The sequence below is a fragment of the Aliiglaciecola lipolytica genome, assembly GCF_018860635.1.
In the GTDB taxonomy this organism is placed as follows: Bacteria; Pseudomonadota; Gammaproteobacteria; order Enterobacterales; family Alteromonadaceae; genus Aliiglaciecola; species Aliiglaciecola lipolytica_A.
In genome coordinates this window covers 137,209-155,155 of sequence record NZ_JAHKPT010000009.1, presented here as the reverse complement: position 1 = coordinate 155,155, position 17,947 = coordinate 137,209, and the positions used below count along the sequence as shown (strand labels likewise).

General features: G+C 42.4%; 15 protein-coding genes. 9 read left to right on the top strand and 6 right to left on the bottom strand.

What is annotated here, in order from left to right; all coding sequences use genetic code 11:
- Positions 1-277 precede the first annotated feature (277 nt).
- Positions 278-1,126: a LysR family transcriptional regulator gene (locus KO530_RS04380; protein ID WP_216047184.1), complete on the bottom strand. Its 849-nt coding sequence runs from the start codon at positions 1,124-1,126 to the stop codon at positions 278-280.
- 154 nt (positions 1,127-1,280) lie between these two features.
- Between KO530_RS04380 and gcvT the strand changes: the two genes are divergently transcribed.
- From gcvT to KO530_RS04355, 5 genes are all read left to right on the top strand, one after another.
- Positions 1,281-2,360, top strand: coding sequence for a glycine cleavage system aminomethyltransferase GcvT (gene gcvT / locus KO530_RS04375; protein ID WP_216047183.1), 1,080 nt, complete (start codon positions 1,281-1,283; stop codon positions 2,358-2,360).
- A 74-nt stretch (positions 2,361-2,434) separates the two neighbouring features.
- A complete protein-coding gene (gcvH, locus tag KO530_RS04370; RefSeq protein WP_216047182.1) occupies positions 2,435-2,824 on the top strand; it encodes a glycine cleavage system protein GcvH in 390 nt (129 codons plus the stop codon).
- A gap of 161 nt (positions 2,825-2,985) precedes the next feature.
- Entirely contained in the window at positions 2,986-5,886 is a 2,901-nt protein-coding gene (gene gcvP / locus KO530_RS04365; protein WP_216047181.1) for an aminomethyl-transferring glycine dehydrogenase, read from the top strand.
- A gap of 381 nt (positions 5,887-6,267) precedes the next feature.
- Positions 6,268-6,753 carry a hypothetical protein gene (locus KO530_RS04360; protein ID WP_216047180.1) on the top strand — a complete coding sequence of 162 codons (486 nt, stop codon included), beginning with the start codon at positions 6,268-6,270 and terminating at the stop codon, positions 6,751-6,753.
- A gap of 253 nt (positions 6,754-7,006) precedes the next feature.
- Positions 7,007-8,566 (top strand): amidase, encoded by a 1,560-nt coding sequence (locus KO530_RS04355; RefSeq protein ID WP_216047179.1) that lies wholly within the window; start codon positions 7,007-7,009, stop codon positions 8,564-8,566.
- A 552-nt stretch (positions 8,567-9,118) separates the two neighbouring features.
- Here KO530_RS04355 and KO530_RS04350 read toward each other — a convergent pair.
- From KO530_RS04350 to KO530_RS04340, 3 genes are all read right to left on the bottom strand, one after another.
- Positions 9,119-9,598, bottom strand: coding sequence for a hypothetical protein (locus KO530_RS04350; protein ID WP_216047178.1), 480 nt, complete (start codon positions 9,596-9,598; stop codon positions 9,119-9,121).
- A gap of 2 nt (positions 9,599-9,600) precedes the next feature.
- Positions 9,601-10,719 carry a hypothetical protein gene (locus KO530_RS04345; protein ID WP_216047177.1) on the bottom strand — a complete coding sequence of 373 codons (1,119 nt, stop codon included), beginning with the start codon at positions 10,717-10,719 and terminating at the stop codon, positions 9,601-9,603.
- A 1,226-nt stretch (positions 10,720-11,945) separates the two neighbouring features.
- The gene (locus KO530_RS04340; RefSeq protein ID WP_216047176.1) at positions 11,946-12,479 is read right to left on the bottom strand and encodes a winged helix-turn-helix transcriptional regulator; all 534 of its coding nucleotides are present in this window, start codon (positions 12,477-12,479) and stop codon (positions 11,946-11,948) included.
- Positions 12,480-12,591: 112 nt separating this feature from the next.
- On the opposite strand from KO530_RS04340, the gene KO530_RS04335 reads away from it, so the two are divergent.
- From KO530_RS04335 to KO530_RS04325, 3 genes are all read left to right on the top strand, one after another.
- A complete protein-coding gene (locus tag KO530_RS04335) occupies positions 12,592-12,984 on the top strand; it encodes a hypothetical protein (RefSeq protein WP_216047175.1) in 393 nt (130 codons plus the stop codon).
- Positions 12,985-13,862: 878 nt separating this feature from the next.
- Positions 13,863-15,134 (top strand): serine hydrolase domain-containing protein, encoded by a 1,272-nt coding sequence (locus tag KO530_RS04330; RefSeq protein WP_216047174.1) that lies wholly within the window; start codon positions 13,863-13,865, stop codon positions 15,132-15,134.
- Between the two features lie 374 nt (positions 15,135-15,508).
- Positions 15,509-15,961 (top strand): serine hydrolase, encoded by a 453-nt coding sequence (locus tag KO530_RS04325; protein ID WP_216047173.1) that lies wholly within the window; start codon positions 15,509-15,511, stop codon positions 15,959-15,961.
- A 173-nt stretch (positions 15,962-16,134) separates the two neighbouring features.
- Here KO530_RS04325 and KO530_RS04320 read toward each other — a convergent pair whose 3' ends face one another.
- A complete protein-coding gene (locus KO530_RS04320) occupies positions 16,135-16,635 on the bottom strand; it encodes a hypothetical protein (RefSeq protein WP_216047172.1) in 501 nt (166 codons plus the stop codon).
- 14 nt (positions 16,636-16,649) lie between these two features.
- The gene (locus KO530_RS04315) at positions 16,650-17,528 is read right to left on the bottom strand and encodes a hypothetical protein (protein WP_216047170.1); all 879 of its coding nucleotides are present in this window, start codon (positions 17,526-17,528) and stop codon (positions 16,650-16,652) included.
- 225 nt (positions 17,529-17,753) lie between these two features.
- On the opposite strand from KO530_RS04315, the gene KO530_RS04310 reads away from it, so the two are divergent.
- On the top strand, positions 17,754-17,947 hold a 194-nt coding region (locus KO530_RS04310; protein ID WP_216047169.1), incomplete at its 3' end, for a hypothetical protein.

Here is a 17,947-nt window from a genome sequence, read left to right as displayed (position 1 = left end):
TGGTCTTTAGGCCATGGGAGGTGGTTAACCTCCCAACGATGATTGCGCGCAGGTTGTAGCATGGTCTTTAGGCCATGAAATTCCCCTAACGCGGGGCTAAAGCCACCGCCTACAGGGTAGGGGAAATCATCTTATTTGTAGCATGGTCTTTAGGCCATGGAAGGTGGTTAACCTCCCACCGATGATTGCGCGCAGGTTGTAGCATGGTCTTTAGGCCATGGAATTCCCCTAACGCGGGGCTAAAGCCACCGCCTACAGGGTGGATTTTGCGCGGGGCTTACGATTTCAACCTGGCCATGATGAAATCGGCTAAGGCGCGACTAATTTGCGGGTGTTGGGTATCGAGGTTGAATAGGCATATTTTGATTTTGCCTAATTGTGGCAACGACTTATGGCGAATTTCCTGTAAGGCACTGGGTAAACTAGACCTTGCTAACGCGGTGATGCCTAAACCTTGTTGTATTGCTGCTATCAACCCATAAAGATCGGCATTGGTATAGGTGATTCGCCAGCTGGTGGTTTGTTGTTTAAGTTTTTCAATTACACGGGAGCGATAAACACAGCCATCTGGAGCTAAAACCAGTGCTACTTTGTTAGCGCTTATGGCTTTATTTGCATCGCCCACCCAAATTAACTCATCTTCTAACACCACTTCACCTTCGGTTTGTTGATCTGGATGCACTAGTGCCAGCACTAAATCAAAGTCACGGTGATTTTTATCATTGAGTAAACTACGGCTCAGTTCAGAGGTGACTTCTAGGGCGACATCTGGATATTGTTTACTGAATTCTCCGATGATACTGGGGAGTAGGGTAGTAGCAAATTCGCTAGGTATGCCTAGTCGCAGTCGGCCTCGTAAAGACGATTGTTCGAATTGACGGAATATGTCGTCGTTGATACTCAGCATGGTTCTAGCTTGTTGCAATAGCGCCTGACCATCTTGGTTGACTAACTGGCGCTGGCCAATTTTATCAAATAGGCGACGTCCAAGTTGTTCTTCTAATTTCTTAATTTGTAAACTGATTGCCGGCTGCGAACGGCCCAGCATGTCACCCGCTTTAGCGAAGCCGCCTAGCTCTACGACAGTTACAAAAGTACGCAATTGGTCTAAAGACAGTTGTCTCATAAAAGATATTCAGCTTATAAATTCATTAGGATTACTAATTTAAGTAATTTAATACATTTAAAAAAATTATGTAAGCATTTGAATTATCAATTTGTCCCAGCGCCGAGTGATTTCTATACTGCTAATTCTAAGTGACGCAATCAGGTGAAGGTAAATGACCAACAAAACAGTTTTACACCCCAAGCATATTGAAGCTGGCGCAAAAATGGTGGACTTCCATGGCTGGGAAATGCCGATTAATTATGGTTCACAAATTGAAGAACATCATGCAGTGAGAAAAGATGCTGGCATGTTCGATGTGTCGCATATGACGATTGTGGATGTAAAAGGCAGTGAAGCTAAAGGCTATTTACGCAAACTATTGGCTAATGATGTAGCCAAATTGACCGAAAAAGGTAAAGCCCTTTACAGCGGTATGTTAAATGAAGAAGGCGGTGTGGTAGATGATTTGATTGTTTATCACTTCGATGAAACAAATTATCGCTTGGTTGTTAACTCAGCCACTCGTGAAAAAGACATGGATTGGTTGAACAGCGTAGCTGATGGTTTTGAGGTTACTATTACTGAAATCCCTGATTATGCAATGATCGCTGTGCAAGGCCCGAACGCTAAACAAAAAGCCGCGACTTTGTTTTCAGACGCACAAAAAGAGGCTGTTGCTGGAATGAAGCCGTTTTTTGGTGTGCAAGCAGAAGATTTGTTTATCGCTACGACCGGTTATACTGGCGAAGCGGGTTACGAAATTATGGTGCCTAACGAAATGGCGGGTGATTTCTGGCAACGTCTGATCGAAGCTGGTGTTGCTCCATGCGGCTTAGGTGCTCGTGATACCTTGCGTTTGGAAGCAGGTATGAATTTATATGGCCAAGACATGGACGAAACGATTTCTCCGCTAGCCGCAAACATGGCTTGGACTATAACTTGGGAACCAGCAGATCGTGATTTCATGGGCCGTAAAGCACTTGAAACACAGAAGGCTGAAGGCACTCAGAAGTTAGTGGGCTTGGTGATGACTGACAAAGGTGTTTTGCGCACAGGTCAAAAAGTGAAGGTGTCTGAAGGGGAAGGCGTGATTACTTCCGGTACATTTTCTCCAACCCTAGGACACAGTATTGCCATGGCAAGATTGCCTGCTACTGCAGATACCACCGCTGAAGTAGAAATGCGTAAAAAGTGGGTAACCGTTAACATCGTTAAACCTAGCTTTGTTAGAAACGGAAAAAGTGTTCTTTAAAAAGGTGAGATAACATCACCTTAAATGAAATTTCGATTAAGTAGTTTAATAAAAACCAATATTTAGGAACGATTATGAGCAACATTCCATCAGAATTACGTTATGCATCAACTCACGAATGGGTTAGACCTGAAAGTGATGGCACTTTTACCGTCGGGATCACTGAGCATGCTCAAGAGCTTTTGGGTGATATGGTATTTGTTGAGTTGCCAGAAGTTGGCGACGCGGTAGGCGCTGGAGACGACGTAGCTGTAGCTGAGTCAGTAAAAGCAGCTTCTGATGTTTATGCACCTATCACAGGAACGATCGTAGCCATTAACGAAGATTTGGAAAACACACCAGAACTTGTTAATAGTGACGCTTTTGGCGACGGTTGGTTGTTCCGCATAGAAGCTGAAGATCCAGCTGAAGTGGAATCTTTGTTAGATGCTGAAGGTTACTCAAACAGTATCGACGAAGACTAATACTCGTTATCAGTAGAATGCTCGCAACTGTAATTATTCGTAATTACAGGTGGCGAGTATTATCTATTGATAGCAAACAAGTTGTATTGAATTCAAATATATAGAGAGCTTTTGCATTTCTATTTCCAGTATCACATTGTTCAAATTAAAGGCACTCATTCATGGCTAATACTCCGTTTTCACTCGCTCAGTTAGAACAGACCGAAGATTTTGTAAGGCGTCATATTGGCCCAAGCGAAAGCGAAATGGCAGAAATGCTCGAATTTGTTGGCGCTGAGTCATTAGACGACTTGATGAAGCAGACTGTTCCTGCTGGGATCCGTTTACCAGAATCCTTAAACATTGGCGACAGCATAACCGAAGTACAAGCATTACAAGAGCTCAAGCAAATTGCGAGTAAGAATCAGATTAAACGCAGTTTTATCGGCATGGGTTATAACGATACCATCACGCCAAATGTGATTTTACGTAATGTATTGGAAAATCCAGGTTGGTACACGGCATATACGCCTTATCAGCCTGAAATCGCCCAAGGTCGTTTAGAGGCGCTGTTGAACTATCAACAAGTGACAATTGATTTAACCGGATTAGAACTTGCTTCTGCCTCTTTATTAGATGAAGCAACAGCCGCTGCAGAAGCCATGGGGCTTGCCAAGCGTGTATCTAAAAACCGTAAAGCCAATAGCTTTTTTGTGGCAGACGACGTGCATCCACAAACGTTGGACGTCATTAAAACCCGAGCAGAAATGTTTGGTTTTGACGTAATTGTTGGAAAAGACGCAGAAGCGGCTTCTCACAATATATTTGGTGCGTTATTACAGTATCCAGGCACCACGGGTGAAGTGAAAGATCTCACCGATATCATCAGTGCATTACATGAAAACAAAGCCATAGTAGCCGTTGCGGCAGACATTATGAGCTTAGTCTTACTAAAATCACCAGGTGATATGGGCGCGGATGTGGTTCTAGGTTCTGCTCAACGTTTTGGCGTTCCAATGGGCTACGGTGGTCCACATGCCGCCTTTTTTGCCACTCGCGATGCTTATAAACGCTCGCTACCTGGCCGCATCATTGGTGTATCTAAAGATACTCGCGGACGTCCTGCACTGCGCATGGCGTTGCAAACCCGTGAACAACATATTCGCCGCGAAAAAGCTAACTCAAACATTTGTACAGCTCAAGTATTGCTTGCAAACATGGCCTCGTTCTACGCGGTTTATCATGGTCCTAAAGGTCTGAAAACCATTGCCACTCGGATTAATCGTTTTGCCGATTTATTAGCTGCAGCATTGACCCGTCATGGTTATGCGTTAAAGCATAATAGCTGGTTCGACACCATCACTGTGTTAGTTGAAGACAAAGACGCCCTTATTGCTCGTGCTGCACAAGCGGGTATGAATTTACGTTCAGATCTAGCTGCAAACGAAGTGGGAATTTCTGTTGATGAAACCACCACCCGTCACGACTTAAAAGCGCTTATCGATTTATTCTGTGGTGATACTCATGGTTTCAATATTGAAATGATGGACGCAGAAATTACCACCCAAGGTTCGAAATCATTACCCACGCATTTACTGCGCACTGATGAGATTTTAACTAACCCAGTGTTTAACTCTTATCACTCAGAAACCGAAATGTTGCGTTATATTAAATCTTTGGAAGACAAAGATTTAGCCTTAAACCATTCAATGATAAGCCTTGGTTCATGTACCATGAAATTGAATGCAACTGCGGAGATGATCCCGGTAACTTGGCCAGAATTTGGCAAACTGCATCCATTTGCGCCAATTGAACAGGCGCAAGGTTACAAGCAGATGATTGACGAGCTAAGCGATTGGTTAATTAATATCACCGGGTACGATGCGATGTCGATGCAACCTAACTCTGGTGCGCAAGGTGAATATGCTGGCCTAATCGCCATCAAAAATTACCATGAAAGTCGTGGGGAAGGGCACAGAAACGTATGTTTAATTCCAAGCTCAGCCCACGGAACTAACCCTGCTTCAGCGCAAATGGTGAGCTTGAAAGTAGTGGTGGTTAACTGCGATAAAAACGGTAATGTCGATTTAGCTGACTTGCGCAAGAAAGCCGAAGAAGTGGCTGAAAATCTGTCTTGTGCAATGATCACCTACCCATCTACGCACGGTGTTTACGAAGAAACCATCAAAGAAATGTGTGACATTGTGCACGAGTTTGGTGGTCAGGTTTACATGGACGGCGCTAATATGAATGCCCAAGTTGGGGTAACCTCACCGGGATTAATTGGTGGTGATGTGTCGCACTTAAACTTGCACAAAACCTTCTGTATTCCACACGGTGGCGGTGGCCCTGGTATGGGACCTATCGGCGTAAAAGCCCACTTAGCCCCATTTTTGCCGAATCACAAAGTAGTCGATACCGGTAATACCACTGCTGGAAACGGCGCTGTTTCAGCCGCGCCGTGGGGAAGTGCATCGATTCTGCCAATCAGCTATATGTACATCAAAATGATGGGCAGCGAAGGCCTCAAAAAAGCCACCGAAGTGGCAATGCTAAATGCCAACTACGTAGCCCAGAAACTCGAAGGGCATTATCCAGTGCTTTACAAAGGTCGTAACAATCGTGTTGCTCACGAATGTATTATCGACCTGCGTCCAGCTAAGGAAACCTCAGGTGTAACTGAAATGGATGTGGCTAAACGCCTAAACGACTACGGTTTCCACGCGCCAACTATGAGCTTCCCAGTAGCTGGTACGCTGATGATCGAACCAACAGAATCTGAAGCAAAAGCAGAACTAGACCGCTTCATCGAAGCCATGATCTGCATACGCGCTGAAATGGCAAAAGTGGAAAGCGGCGAATGGGATGCAACCGACAACCCACTACATAACGCCCCCCACACCCTAGACGACATCTGCGACAGCGACTGGAATCGTGCCTACGACCGACAAACTGCCGCATACCCAGTACCGTCAGTGGCTAGAAATAAATTCTGGCCAAGCGTTAACCGCATCGACGATGTATATGGAGATCGCAACTTGATCTGCTCATGCCCAAGCATTGAGACCTATATGGAAGATTGATTTTTTTGACTAACTGCAATTAAAATTGTGAATGTCTAAATGTGAAAAGGCGAGCCAGAGATGGTTCGCCTTTTTTTGGTTATTAACTTAGAGCATTACGCACCCGTTAATTGCGTGAGAATGTGAGAGAAAGTGATATATAAGTTGGTATTGAGCGAATAGCAGAAAGTAGCGTCTCCAACACGGGCTTGAAAGTCAGAGAGAAGTGGTGTTTTTTTTATCACTCTGCTATGCGAATGCAAGGAGTTTGGTAATTTATGGCAACAGAGGTGGTAATTCCGCAGATAAATTATTTAGACAGTATGGGAGTTGGGATGAAGTGTTAGAAGCAATGTCTCGGACAAGTGAAACTTATAATAAATTATCGGGAAATTGATCAATATGCTAAAACTCGATTATTGGTTAAGAAGGTGGCAAAGAGTATCTCTTGACCCAACAAATGGGAAGTGCTGGTTAAATTGGCTTCCATCAAAATACCTGTCATTGTGCGGCTGGGCATATAAGTATCGTGGGACATGGTATTCATTGTATTGTTACAACAATTCAGCAGTTTTTCGAGCTGGTTCCAGATATTGGAATATCTCGGAAAAGATTTATGCCCAAAATATTCGAATAAAAAACATTCGCAAATTCTGTTTATTTGAAGATAATTCTTTATTGTTTTCTATTGAATATAATTCACTGGACAGGGCAAGTGATCCGACTTTCGATAACCTAGATTTGGAAGCTAAAGATTTCTTTTATTGGACAACAAAACTAGTCAATGACAAGCGTTTTATGAATAAATTGCTTAGAATCAAGAATCAAGAATCAAGAATCAAGAATCAAGAATCAAGGGGGGCGGAACGAATTAGTCGTGATAGATAAATTACATGGACAGCCACAAATCAGCGTCTCAGTTACTCCTTATTATCACTGCATTTTATCTTAAATAGCCAATGCAAAAGTCGGCTAGCTTAAGCACAGCATACCGACCTCTGATTAAAGGGGGGGGGGTTAATAAAATAGATTACTTTGAGTTAACTATTGCAGGTATGTATGAGTTTCCTTTATGTTATTAGTTCTATGGGGTTCTACTAGGGTTATGGACCTAGAGTAAATAAATGGATAAGGGAAGGGTATGGATCAGGTGTTAAAAACAACAATAAAAATGGTGGATTCATCACGACGTCAGTTTCTTACAACGTCAGGTAAATTAGGAGCAGTTCTCATTGCATCGAGTTTAAGCGCTGGCACAGCAGCTTATGGGAAAACAAAGCCAAGTACGTCGATAACTGATTTATCAGCGGCAGCCCTTTCTAAAGCGATTAAAAACCGGCAAGTTAGTTGCGTTGAGGTGATGCAGGCATATCTGGCGAGAATTGATAAGTATAATCCTATTTACAATGCCATCGTCAGCTTGCAAGACTATGATAGCCTTATTGTTCAAGCGAGAGCAGCAGATGCCGCTTTGGCCAAAGGTGAGTATTATGGCTGGATGCACGGTATGCCACATGCCGTAAAAGACCTTTCCGATGTTAAGGGAATCGTGACCACAAGTGGCTCACCAATTCTTAGTAATAATATCGCCAAAGCAGACACCATTTTTGTTGAAAGATTACGTCAACAAGGTGCTATTTTTATAGGTAAAACCAATGTTCCAGAGTTTGGTTTAGGCTCACAGTCTTACAACAGCGTATTTGGCGTAACGCGCAATGCTTATAACCCTGAGCTTTGTGCTGGTGGAAGTAGTGGTGGAGCAGCAAGTGCTTTAGCCATGCAAATGCTTCCTGTTACCGATGGTAGCGATATGATGGGCTCGTTAAGAAATCCAGCCGCTTACAATAATATTATTGGTTTCCGACCGAGCCAAGGGCGAATACCTTACAAAGATAAGAATGGATTTTATCAGCAGCTTGGTTATGAAGGACCTATGGGCCGCAATGTAGAAGATACCCGCCTCTTGCTCAATACTATGGCAGGCTACGACGCTCGTGTGCCCCTAAGCTTGCGTGATTCAATACCTGCCAGTCGTCCTGCTAACTTGTCAGAGTTTAAAATTGGTTGGATGGGAGATTATGATGGGCACCTAGAAATGGAGTCGGGCATTCTTGACATGTGCACATCGGCATTATCTTCCCTTAACAGCGAAGGGTTGATAGTGGAAAGCTGTATTCCAGATTATGATTTCAATCGCTTATGGCAAACGTGGTTAACTTTGCGTCACTGGACAATTGCTGGCGGTGCTAAAGGGCTCTATGACAATGCGGAACTGCGCAAATTAATGAAACCTGAAGCTATTTGGGAAGTGGAAGGTGGATTAGATATCACTGGCTTAGAGGTTTACAAGGCAGGAATTGCCCGCACAGATTGGTACAATTCATTATCAACGCTATTTAAGCAATATGACTTCTTAGCGCTGCCGTCTGCTCAGGTGTTTGCTTTTGATGCACAACTGCACTGGCCGAAGAAAATTAATGATAAATCAATGGAGAGTTACCACCATTGGATGGAAGTCGTTGTCGGCGGCACCTTGTCTGGTTGTCCTGTGATAAATCTACCGGTTGGATTTGACGCTCAAGGCCGTGCCATGGGTATGCAAGTCATGGCACCAATGGGCGAAGATGCCAAACTACTTGATTTCGCTGCTGCATATGAAGCGCAAACTGACTATTTGTCGATACGGCCAGAAGTATCTTGAGCTAAGTACTGAGCTTCCCTTTAACCTTCTAGGATTGGATGAACTCATTTGGCAGGATATATTTTTAACGTTTGAAACTAATTTTAATGTAGCTACCAGACAATCAGACACATTAAACCAATACAAACGAAAACGTCGACAAATGAGTTCTTCAGGCCAACTTCTTTCTTAAGAATGACTTATTATATGGACAGTTATATTCATTTGAATCCAAAGTTTCGTTCTCGTGGGGCTTTGTTTATTCGGTTCTAATGCCAATTTCATTAGTGCGAACATTGTGACTCTGCTTTAAAAGGTTGCCTTGCCTGCTCGTCTTTTTCATACACTTAATAAGTCAACTATGTTGTGTAATGGTCTAATTATTCAAAGCACTTTGTTGGAGGCATGATACCTAAAACCAACTACGCAAAAATCAAGAAGTACTCAGCCGAATATAAACTAGAATGTGTTGAGTTAATCACTGCTCAAGGGTATCCATGCACCCATGCTTCTTTAGTAAATTGATTTCATCTTTCATAAATCCAAGTAAAAAATAATTATATTAAAATTGTACTATTTTTTGCCGTGCTCTCGTCTTTCTCTTTCACGGTCTCGCTCTTGCTGCCTTTGTCGCTCACGTTCTCTTTCCAACTGGCGTTCGGTTTCACGTTGTCTCTCACGCGCCCGCTCCCGTTCTGCGGCCAATTCGGCGTCAGTTTTTCGTTCACCACGAAGCCAAGGACGTTTATGTTGTTCTTCAAATTCCGAATCAACACGAATTTTATTTTCTTCAACCCAACGATATAAGTTCTCATTCGAAAAAACATAATTAGCGATAGGTTCGTCTGCAAGCGGACCATTATACCTGCCAGCTTCTGTTTCTAATGGGGGACTATACGTACCATCATTATATTCAATATAGATTACGTAACGGTAAGAGCCAGATCGCTCTGTGCGAATTGTTCCGATAGCGGGAGTTGCAGGGTCTTCATACATAAATTTAAATCCTGCTTGAATTAACATTTGTTCCGCTTCTTCAAATGGTATTGCCATATCTAACGCTCCCTAGTTGGAATTTTTGTATCTGCTTTAGCTAAGGGTACTTTTATTGTTCGCTCCCATTTAAATGTAGATTGAGTATAGTGTTTGTCAGCTTCACGCAGCGGAGGATACTTAATTTTTTGTTTTCCATTAAGATCACGAGCCGGCGCGTTCGGTCCAAATATATCTGCTGGCAAAAACACTGGCGCACCGGGGTCGGTAATATAGAATTGTTGGTTCATCATCGGAGTCAGATCGCGACTGAATAAAGTGGCAATAGTGACTTCAATGGTTACTACAAATTCAAGTTCATCTGAAATATCTGGTAACTCCCAAATCCCTTGACATGCTAGCGGCATATCGGAGGTTGCGCGCTGAGGTAGTTTTGCATTTACCGGAGCACTAGTATAATCGTCGTACTCTATTCCCCCACTTAACATAGACATTCGAATACTGTGTTTGGTGGCAAATTCATTTGAATCTGAGCGCACCATGTAGTCGGTTAATTCCATGGAGTTACTATGCGAATAATCTGCGGATATTGCACCACCGGCGGTAGCATCTGTTCCAAACATTCCTAGGTTAAACGAATAGCTAACAGAGCTAGATGTTGACGTACTTCCCCTTTGAGTATCGGTCAATGGGGCGTGAGTTACTAGTCTAGCTTTATCACTGTCCTTGAACTGCATTGAGACGTCAATTTTTTCGATAAAAGGCCTCGTTAAATGAAACCAATTCGGAAGATCTTCGCCGCGTCTTCCAGTTTTTTCCTGAACTCCCCACAGAATTTCTATTTGGTCACCGGCAGTTGGATTGCCATTATTCATAGCCTCTCCGGTTGCTGAAGGTTGGCCAGGAACTACTCTTGTGCCGTCGGTTTCACAGGTAAATACTTTTATAGGTGACCCTAATTGTCCTGGAGCGATTAAAGGAGTAAAGCGCCAAAGCTGGCATTTCAGATCAAACAATACTATTGGTGTGAGTTTGAAGTTGGCAATATGTTTACGAGTTAATTGATCGTCGGAAACTACTGTAAGTTCTTTGTTATATACGTGACTTTCAATGGGATCTGTTGGCATTGCACCGACCCACTTATAACTATAATAGGACGCATCATTAGAAGGGAGGCTCATTATACTTCCTTGTTGAACAAAAAATGAACACTAAGGTTAGTATAAATTTTGGGCCTAAACAACGTAATTATTAAGTCAATTTCGTAAAGCGTGGGATTTAAAATAGTTAAATAGAAAGAGTCTATCAATCGTAAGCGGCGAGAAAAGACTGAGTTATAAATATCAACTAGGCAGCGAACTATAAAACCTTAGACAGTAACTAGAGGATATTAAGCGCCGTAATTAACATGAACCGAATTAACATGGACAGCCACAAACTAAACTCTTAGGAAAATAGAATCACCTATGCTTTAGTCTGCGTAATTCAAGGCGTGAATGATGCCTCTGGCAAGGAAGCGACAAATTAACCTATCCGATACCCCATATTATCATTGCGTATCCCGCTGTGTTCGATGGGCTTTTTGTGGTCTGCGAGGTCAGATCCGTTGAACACAACTTATATGGACAGTCATCTTAATTTGAGTCCAAAGTTTCGTTCTTGTGGGCTGTGTTTATTCGATTCTAATGCCAATTTCATTAGTGCGAACATTGTAACTCTACGTTAAAAGGTTGCCTTGCCTGCACGTCTTTTTCAGACACTTAATAAGTCAACTATGTTGAGAAGATTGCTTAGCTGTGAGGGAGGGTAATCATGATGGCTTTTGCGGTATTAACATGGCTGTCCAATTAAATGCTTCCTAGAGTTATTTAGGTCGGTTGTTTCCGAATATTCTGCAAAGCTATCTATTGACTCATTTGGTGATTATTTAGGCATAAGGTTACACATGCCTAAATTTGTATTAATGATAAAAGGTACCTGTGCATTTTAACTCGGTTGATACCCTAAATCCTTCATATAGAGTATTGATTTTTTCCATTTTATCTAATGGCTTTCACAATAAAAAAGATTCCACTGTATTGCCGACATATCAAAACTTATTGGCACAAATTGTTCATGTTTTAGTATTAGAAACGAAGATTTTACTAATCTAATAGAAAATACAATAGCGTAGCTAGAAGAATAAACCTTAATAACTCAAATCTTCATATGCCAGAGGCCGGCTATTAAGTAAGTCTCTGCGCTTTTTCCAGTTTGGTATATGTTTATTCATAAACAGGATTATCAAGGCACATATTGCAAGATCGAATGACATTATTTGTTTGATTCAATTGCCCATTTGCAAAGGATGAGAATATCGCAAAAATTTTGTCATTTACAAATTTAAACTTCATTCCTTTGAACATTGTTATTCCGAGCTATCTGTAGCTGACATCATTCTCCCATACAGCATTTTGTCCTTGTCGTTGATATCCCCGCGGGCACATTTTGCTGTGACCCCAGGGCCTACTCGTAATGTTAAGTTACCTAGGTTTAATGGCTTCCCACAGCAGGAACAGCTCAATTTTGGGTTTGCCACTTGGCCACATTCGGTGTGTACATATTCCACAGGAACACCGTCAGCATCACACATCCATTTGTCACCCCATTGCGAGAGGGTGATCAACACAGGATATAGATCTAGACCTTTTTCAGTTAGGCGATATTCAAAACGATTGTAATTCTCGTCGTACAGATGTTTATACACCAAGTCTTCTTCTATTAATCTGCTCAGCCTATCGCTGAGGCGATGTTTAGTGATGCCCAATGATTTCTGGATATCGGAAAAGCGTCTTAGTCCCAGGAAAAGCTGACGGACAATCAATAAGGTCCAACGATCGCCAAACACTGAAGACGCTTTGGCAATAGAACAAGTTTGAGTGTTGATGTCGTCCCAACGCATAAAAGTGTTAACCCAATAAATAAATTATTCATATATTTTACTTGACAGGTTCTATTTTGCAACCTTATATTAAGGTTCCAAAATGAAACCTTTAAGGTGCCTAGGAGGCGATATGAAAAAATTAATCAAATTCAGTTTGGTAGCAATAATCTTGCTTACAGCTATAACTGTTCGAGCCAGCGACAGGATGAGTCAAACAGAATTAAAATTGTCAGCTTTGCAACTGTGCAGGCAGGCGGCAGTTGATACTTACGGTGTAGATGCAATTGTTTCGGTACGAAAACGAGTAGAGTGGCAACGAGACACCAGTCGTCGCTTATGGTTCGACGGACTTCGGGCTAGCGTTAGAATGGTACTTCGGTTAGATGAGGTTCATCTGGCGCGGGTAATGTGTTTAGTTGATCAGCAGCAGCGTATGTTGCTTACGGTAGTGAAGGTTAGTCCTGACGGTGAAAGCGGGCTGTTAGCTACCAGTAAGATTAAATCAAAGTATTTAAAGAATTAAACACACATTATCAAAGTCCAAGTAATCAACGAATAATAATCAAAATAATCAAGACACCCATTGCAAGACCGAATGAAATCAATTGCTTGATTCAATTGCTGGTTTGCTAATGATGGAGTCTTGATTATTCTTTATGAACAAATTTTGGATTATCACCAGATTTTTAAAAGTAGTCAGCCCTAGCCTGAAAGCCTATTTAATTGCGGTTTCAGTTTAATGGAATGACCTGCGAATCTAAAGAATCTGTTATATCTCAACTTATCTGCCTATCCATCTAGGTCATGACACTACCAAACTTTCTACGGCTAATTTCGCTGTTAGGTTACATGCTTGTAATCCAAATGAATAAGGGCACAGTCTTAAGGTGTGAGTATACGATACATCGCGAATGCGGTTGTTTGCTTGACTCTCGCGGCTTGCAGGCAGCTGTTTTTAACTAAGCTGGTAAAGGGATAGTCGTCAATTTCTTACAACATTTAACATGGACAGCCACAAACTAGACTATGAGAAAAATAGAATCACCTATGCTTTAGTCTGCGTAATTCAAGGAGTGAGCAATGTCACTGGCAAGGAAGCGACAAATTAGTCTACCAGATAGCCCATATTATCATTGCGTATTCCGCTGTGTTTGATGGGCTTTTTGTGGTCTGCGAGGTCAGATCCGTTGAAAACAACTTATATGGACAGTCATCTTAATTTGAGTCCAAAGCAGACGTTTTATCCGCTCTGGTCGCGCAAATTTTTAGTCACGAAACAATATTTCACTCAATTTAAACCTGCACAGCAAACAAGCCAGCAAGCACAAAGCTCAAAAAGTAGCACCTGTTGCATAGAATAGTGCTGTCAACTACTCTTAATCTTAAAAAAGGGGATACACCGTGAAGACACACTTTTCGAAAAATGCCTTTAAAAGAATACGTTTGTTGACCATTGGTGGCTTGGCGTTTTTGACGGTGGCTTGCGTTGCTTCTAAAAACGAAGACGTCTCCCCAGTTAGCACTTCCGAAAACGTTCCAGATATTTCATGGCCGCAGGAAGAATGGGAATACTCTTCCCTCGCAGCGGAAGGTTTCAATCCCGAGCCCGTTAATCAGTTCATCGAAGATCTGGTAGCCGGAAAATACGGCCGGGTTGATCATTTTCTACTCATACGACACGGCCGTATCGTCGCCGAAAAAAAGATCGAGAGGGACTATGCCGCGTTGGCGTCTAGCCTTGATCCAGATGAGCGATTAACGCCAAACTTTAGCAATCCAATCTATAATTACGATAATCCTGAACTGCACCCTTATTATCAGGGAACCGATCTGCATACTGTCCAGTCAGTCACGAAAAGCATTAATTCCGCTGCATTTGGTATCGCTGTCGACGAAGGATTTATCGAAGGAACCGATACATTGGCATTGTCCTTCTTAAATGACTATGAATTTGATAAGTCTGACCCGCGCAAAGCGCGAATTACGATTGGTGATCTCCTGACCATGCGTAGCGGTATCGCGTGGGATGATGAGAATGGTTTCGGCTCTGAAACCGACAGTACTTACGCCCTTGAAAACTCCGAGAATTGGATCCAGTTCATCCTTGACCAACCTATGTATGCAGAGCCCGGCACAGTCTTCCAATATAATGATGGCGTGAGCGTTCTTCTTGGAAAAATCCTGCACGAAGCGACTGGTCAACGCGTCGACGCTTGGGCGAAGGAAAAGCTCTTCAGCCCAATTGGTATCGATAAGTTTCATTGGAAAATCACGCCCGATAACGAGGCCGATACTGAAGGTGGACTTTACCTGACAGCACATGACATGGCGCGGATTGGCTATCTTTACTTGCGAAATGGGTTATGGGACGGCGAGAGAGTCATATCTGAAGAATGGGTTCGCAGTTCTGTAACACCTTATAATGCGGATGCCTCGAGCAAGGCGAGCGATAATTCCACTGAATACGGCTATCAATGGTGGATACCCAATCAAACAAACGGAAGCACTACGGTTTTCGGAGGGTATGGACTTGGGGGACAGCGGATCATGGTATTCCCTGAATACGACATCGTTGCTGTGTTTCAGGGGTGGGACCCTGCCGCCGAGTATTGGAAAGCCAGTTACGCCTTCCAAACGATTGTATTGCCAGCGTCTCTCAAAAAAAACGAATAGATTGAAAGACTACCAAGTGGGGATAAAGCTGATTTTCTATATTGCTACGATCGGCGTGTCTCCTGATACAACAATAAAGATTGCAAGTAGCTTGCAACGAATTACACAGAATTACATGGACCGTCACAAACGAGACTATGAAGAGCTGCGGGGTCAGGTTCGTTGAAAAAAACTTGTTATGTACAGTCATATTAATTTGAGGCTAAAGCCTCGTTCTCGCGTAAGCACTAAAATCAAAAAATTGGTTTCTTCTATGGTGTTTTGCCGTGCTAACTTAGTGGACAGACTCATTAAATAACTACAGTGGAAGTTCCGCGTATGACTTTGAAAATGCCGATATCTGGAGCCAATTTGTGCTCAGCTAGCCAATGGAAATGGAACCTGGAAAGTTGTTTGAGTATAACAATGGGGCAAGCGCTCTTCTAGGTAAAATCTTTGGCGTAGCAACGGGAAAAAGATTGTGTAAATGGGCCGCGGAAAAGCTATTCGGACCTATTGGTATCGCGTCTTATCATTGGAATATTATGCCAGATAAAGAAGTCGACCGCTTGGGATGGCTTTATCTCTCAGCTCATGATCTAGCGCGGGTTGGACTTATGATGTTGCGCAATAGCAAGTGGAAAAGTATTGTAAGTGAGAATTGTGTTCGCCAAACAACAACGAGACATGTGGTTGATACTTCACCAGATAACGGTGAAAGTAATAGGGGGTATGGATATCGGTGGACACCTGGAAATGTAAAGGCTGTACCCTTTTGCTTTTTCTGCCTATGGTTTTGGTGGTCCGCGTCTCACAGTAATTCCCTCACTCGATACCATCATCTATGAATGTTAATTGCACAAATCTTGGATTTTACAAGGCATATAAGTTAACGGCGGGGCAGGTTTAACTCTACAGTTTGGTGATTATAAAAATGCTTGGAAAGGTCACTTCTAGCAGCGGATTTTCACTTTCCAACTATTTGAAAATAGGCCAGCGCAGTCTGGCCTATATGGTGAGGCTAAATTTTCGTTTCGAAAATTTGTTTTCCGTCTTTCACCCGTTTTATGGTAATCGTCGAAGCATCGATTGTTTGGCCATCTTTATAAAGGGGGATTACTAGATCCCAAGCCACATCAACGCCCAGAGAGACATAATGATAAGGAACTTCGCTTTGATCATCGTTTTCTACTTCTAAATAACCTGGGTCATTAACAAAAAATGTATTTTTCGGGTTGTTGTCAATGATCACCTGCCAGTCTCCCATCTGTCGCGTAAAGACTTTGGGAGCAACGGATTTGATAATTCGTGAACGCACTAGTTCTGCATTGACCGCTTCACCTTTGTCATATTTTAAGTTGATATTTAAAATCGCTATGCGTTGGTAATTTGCAGGCTTTGCCATCGGTTTATGCTGTTTTGCGGGTTCAAATTTAGGTGTTTCGATTGGCATCTGGCTAATCGTTTGCGCTAATGGCGAGGTACTCAATAAAGCCGTTAAAATCAGTAATAGATATCTCATGTTATATTCCTTTATTAGGGACGATTCCAATTATTTGGTGCAAAGATTGCGGGGGTTCCTGTTGAACTTGAGCTAGCATGTGGAAACGAAAGATAAGCCGCTTCCATGATCACCCAGTCAGCTGGACCAAATTCCCAAACTGTATTTCCCCCTGATAACATAATTGCATTGGTCGTGATATTGCCTTCTGAACGCCACCAGTCGTTTCCATCTCTATCTGAAACGAAACTTGTACAGTTTCTCCAAGCCGCGTTGATTGGATCATTTTCACATGCAGTCTCAGTTGCATACAGAATAGGTACGTTAGTACTGTAGTTTGAATCACAGCAATATTCGTCGGGCAGGGCAAACACTGCGTGTGAAGTTTCATGAACAATAGTTCCATAGCTTGTCGGCTCTGCAGTAGCGAGGCCGGATGCTGGGTTAGCACAATCGCGTAAGTTATTGCTGTGTATCAATATAGTCGCATCGGCAAAAGCGCCGTCTGAACTAATAGAGCTAGGCCATGTCACTGAAGGACAACGAAAATTCCCTTCTTCATCAGGCTCGTTTTCTACGACACTTCCAGATTCGAGAGTGTAATAATAATTGAAGCGCCCTAGATTGAAATAATACGCTTGGTTTTGCCAGTAGCTATTTTCAATCGCATTGGTTAGGTCATCTACAAAGGCTTGACGATTGGCCAATTCAGCTAGATCACCATAGGATGCATCGGGAACAAATAGTATATTGAACGCGTCATCCATATCTGGTTGAATGACAAATAATTCATAAATACTAGAACCCGAAATTGGATCGTCATCTTCTGATACGTCGACGTTTAGAGTGCACGCTGACAGCCCAAGTAATAGCAGCGCGTATGGAAATAACTGTATATATTGAATAAATTTCATAACTTCTCCCTGTTATATTTCTTAACTATTGGATACGGATAGACTTCAACCGTAATATAAGTAGATAAAAATCATCTCCTTATTTGGAATAGTGTAGTTCATATCGTCCAAATAGCTCGTTTTTTGTACAGTTTTGGTGAGGTTTATACTCCGGCAAATTTTTCAGCCGTTTCCAAAAAGTGCAATATCCCTTAAGTTGACCAGATAACCTGAGCGCCAGAAGGTATGGCTCCAGCCAATGGCAGACCACAATCAAAAGTGAATCCATGGGGGATCAATATCTACAAGAATTATTGTTCTGAGGTTTTTACTGAGTTCGTAAAGCAAAACGTAGATGGGGTTAGACGAAACGTCCACGAATCATGTTTTTGGATAGGAACTATCAAAGGAATAATCAGGAATAATCAGGACACCCACGT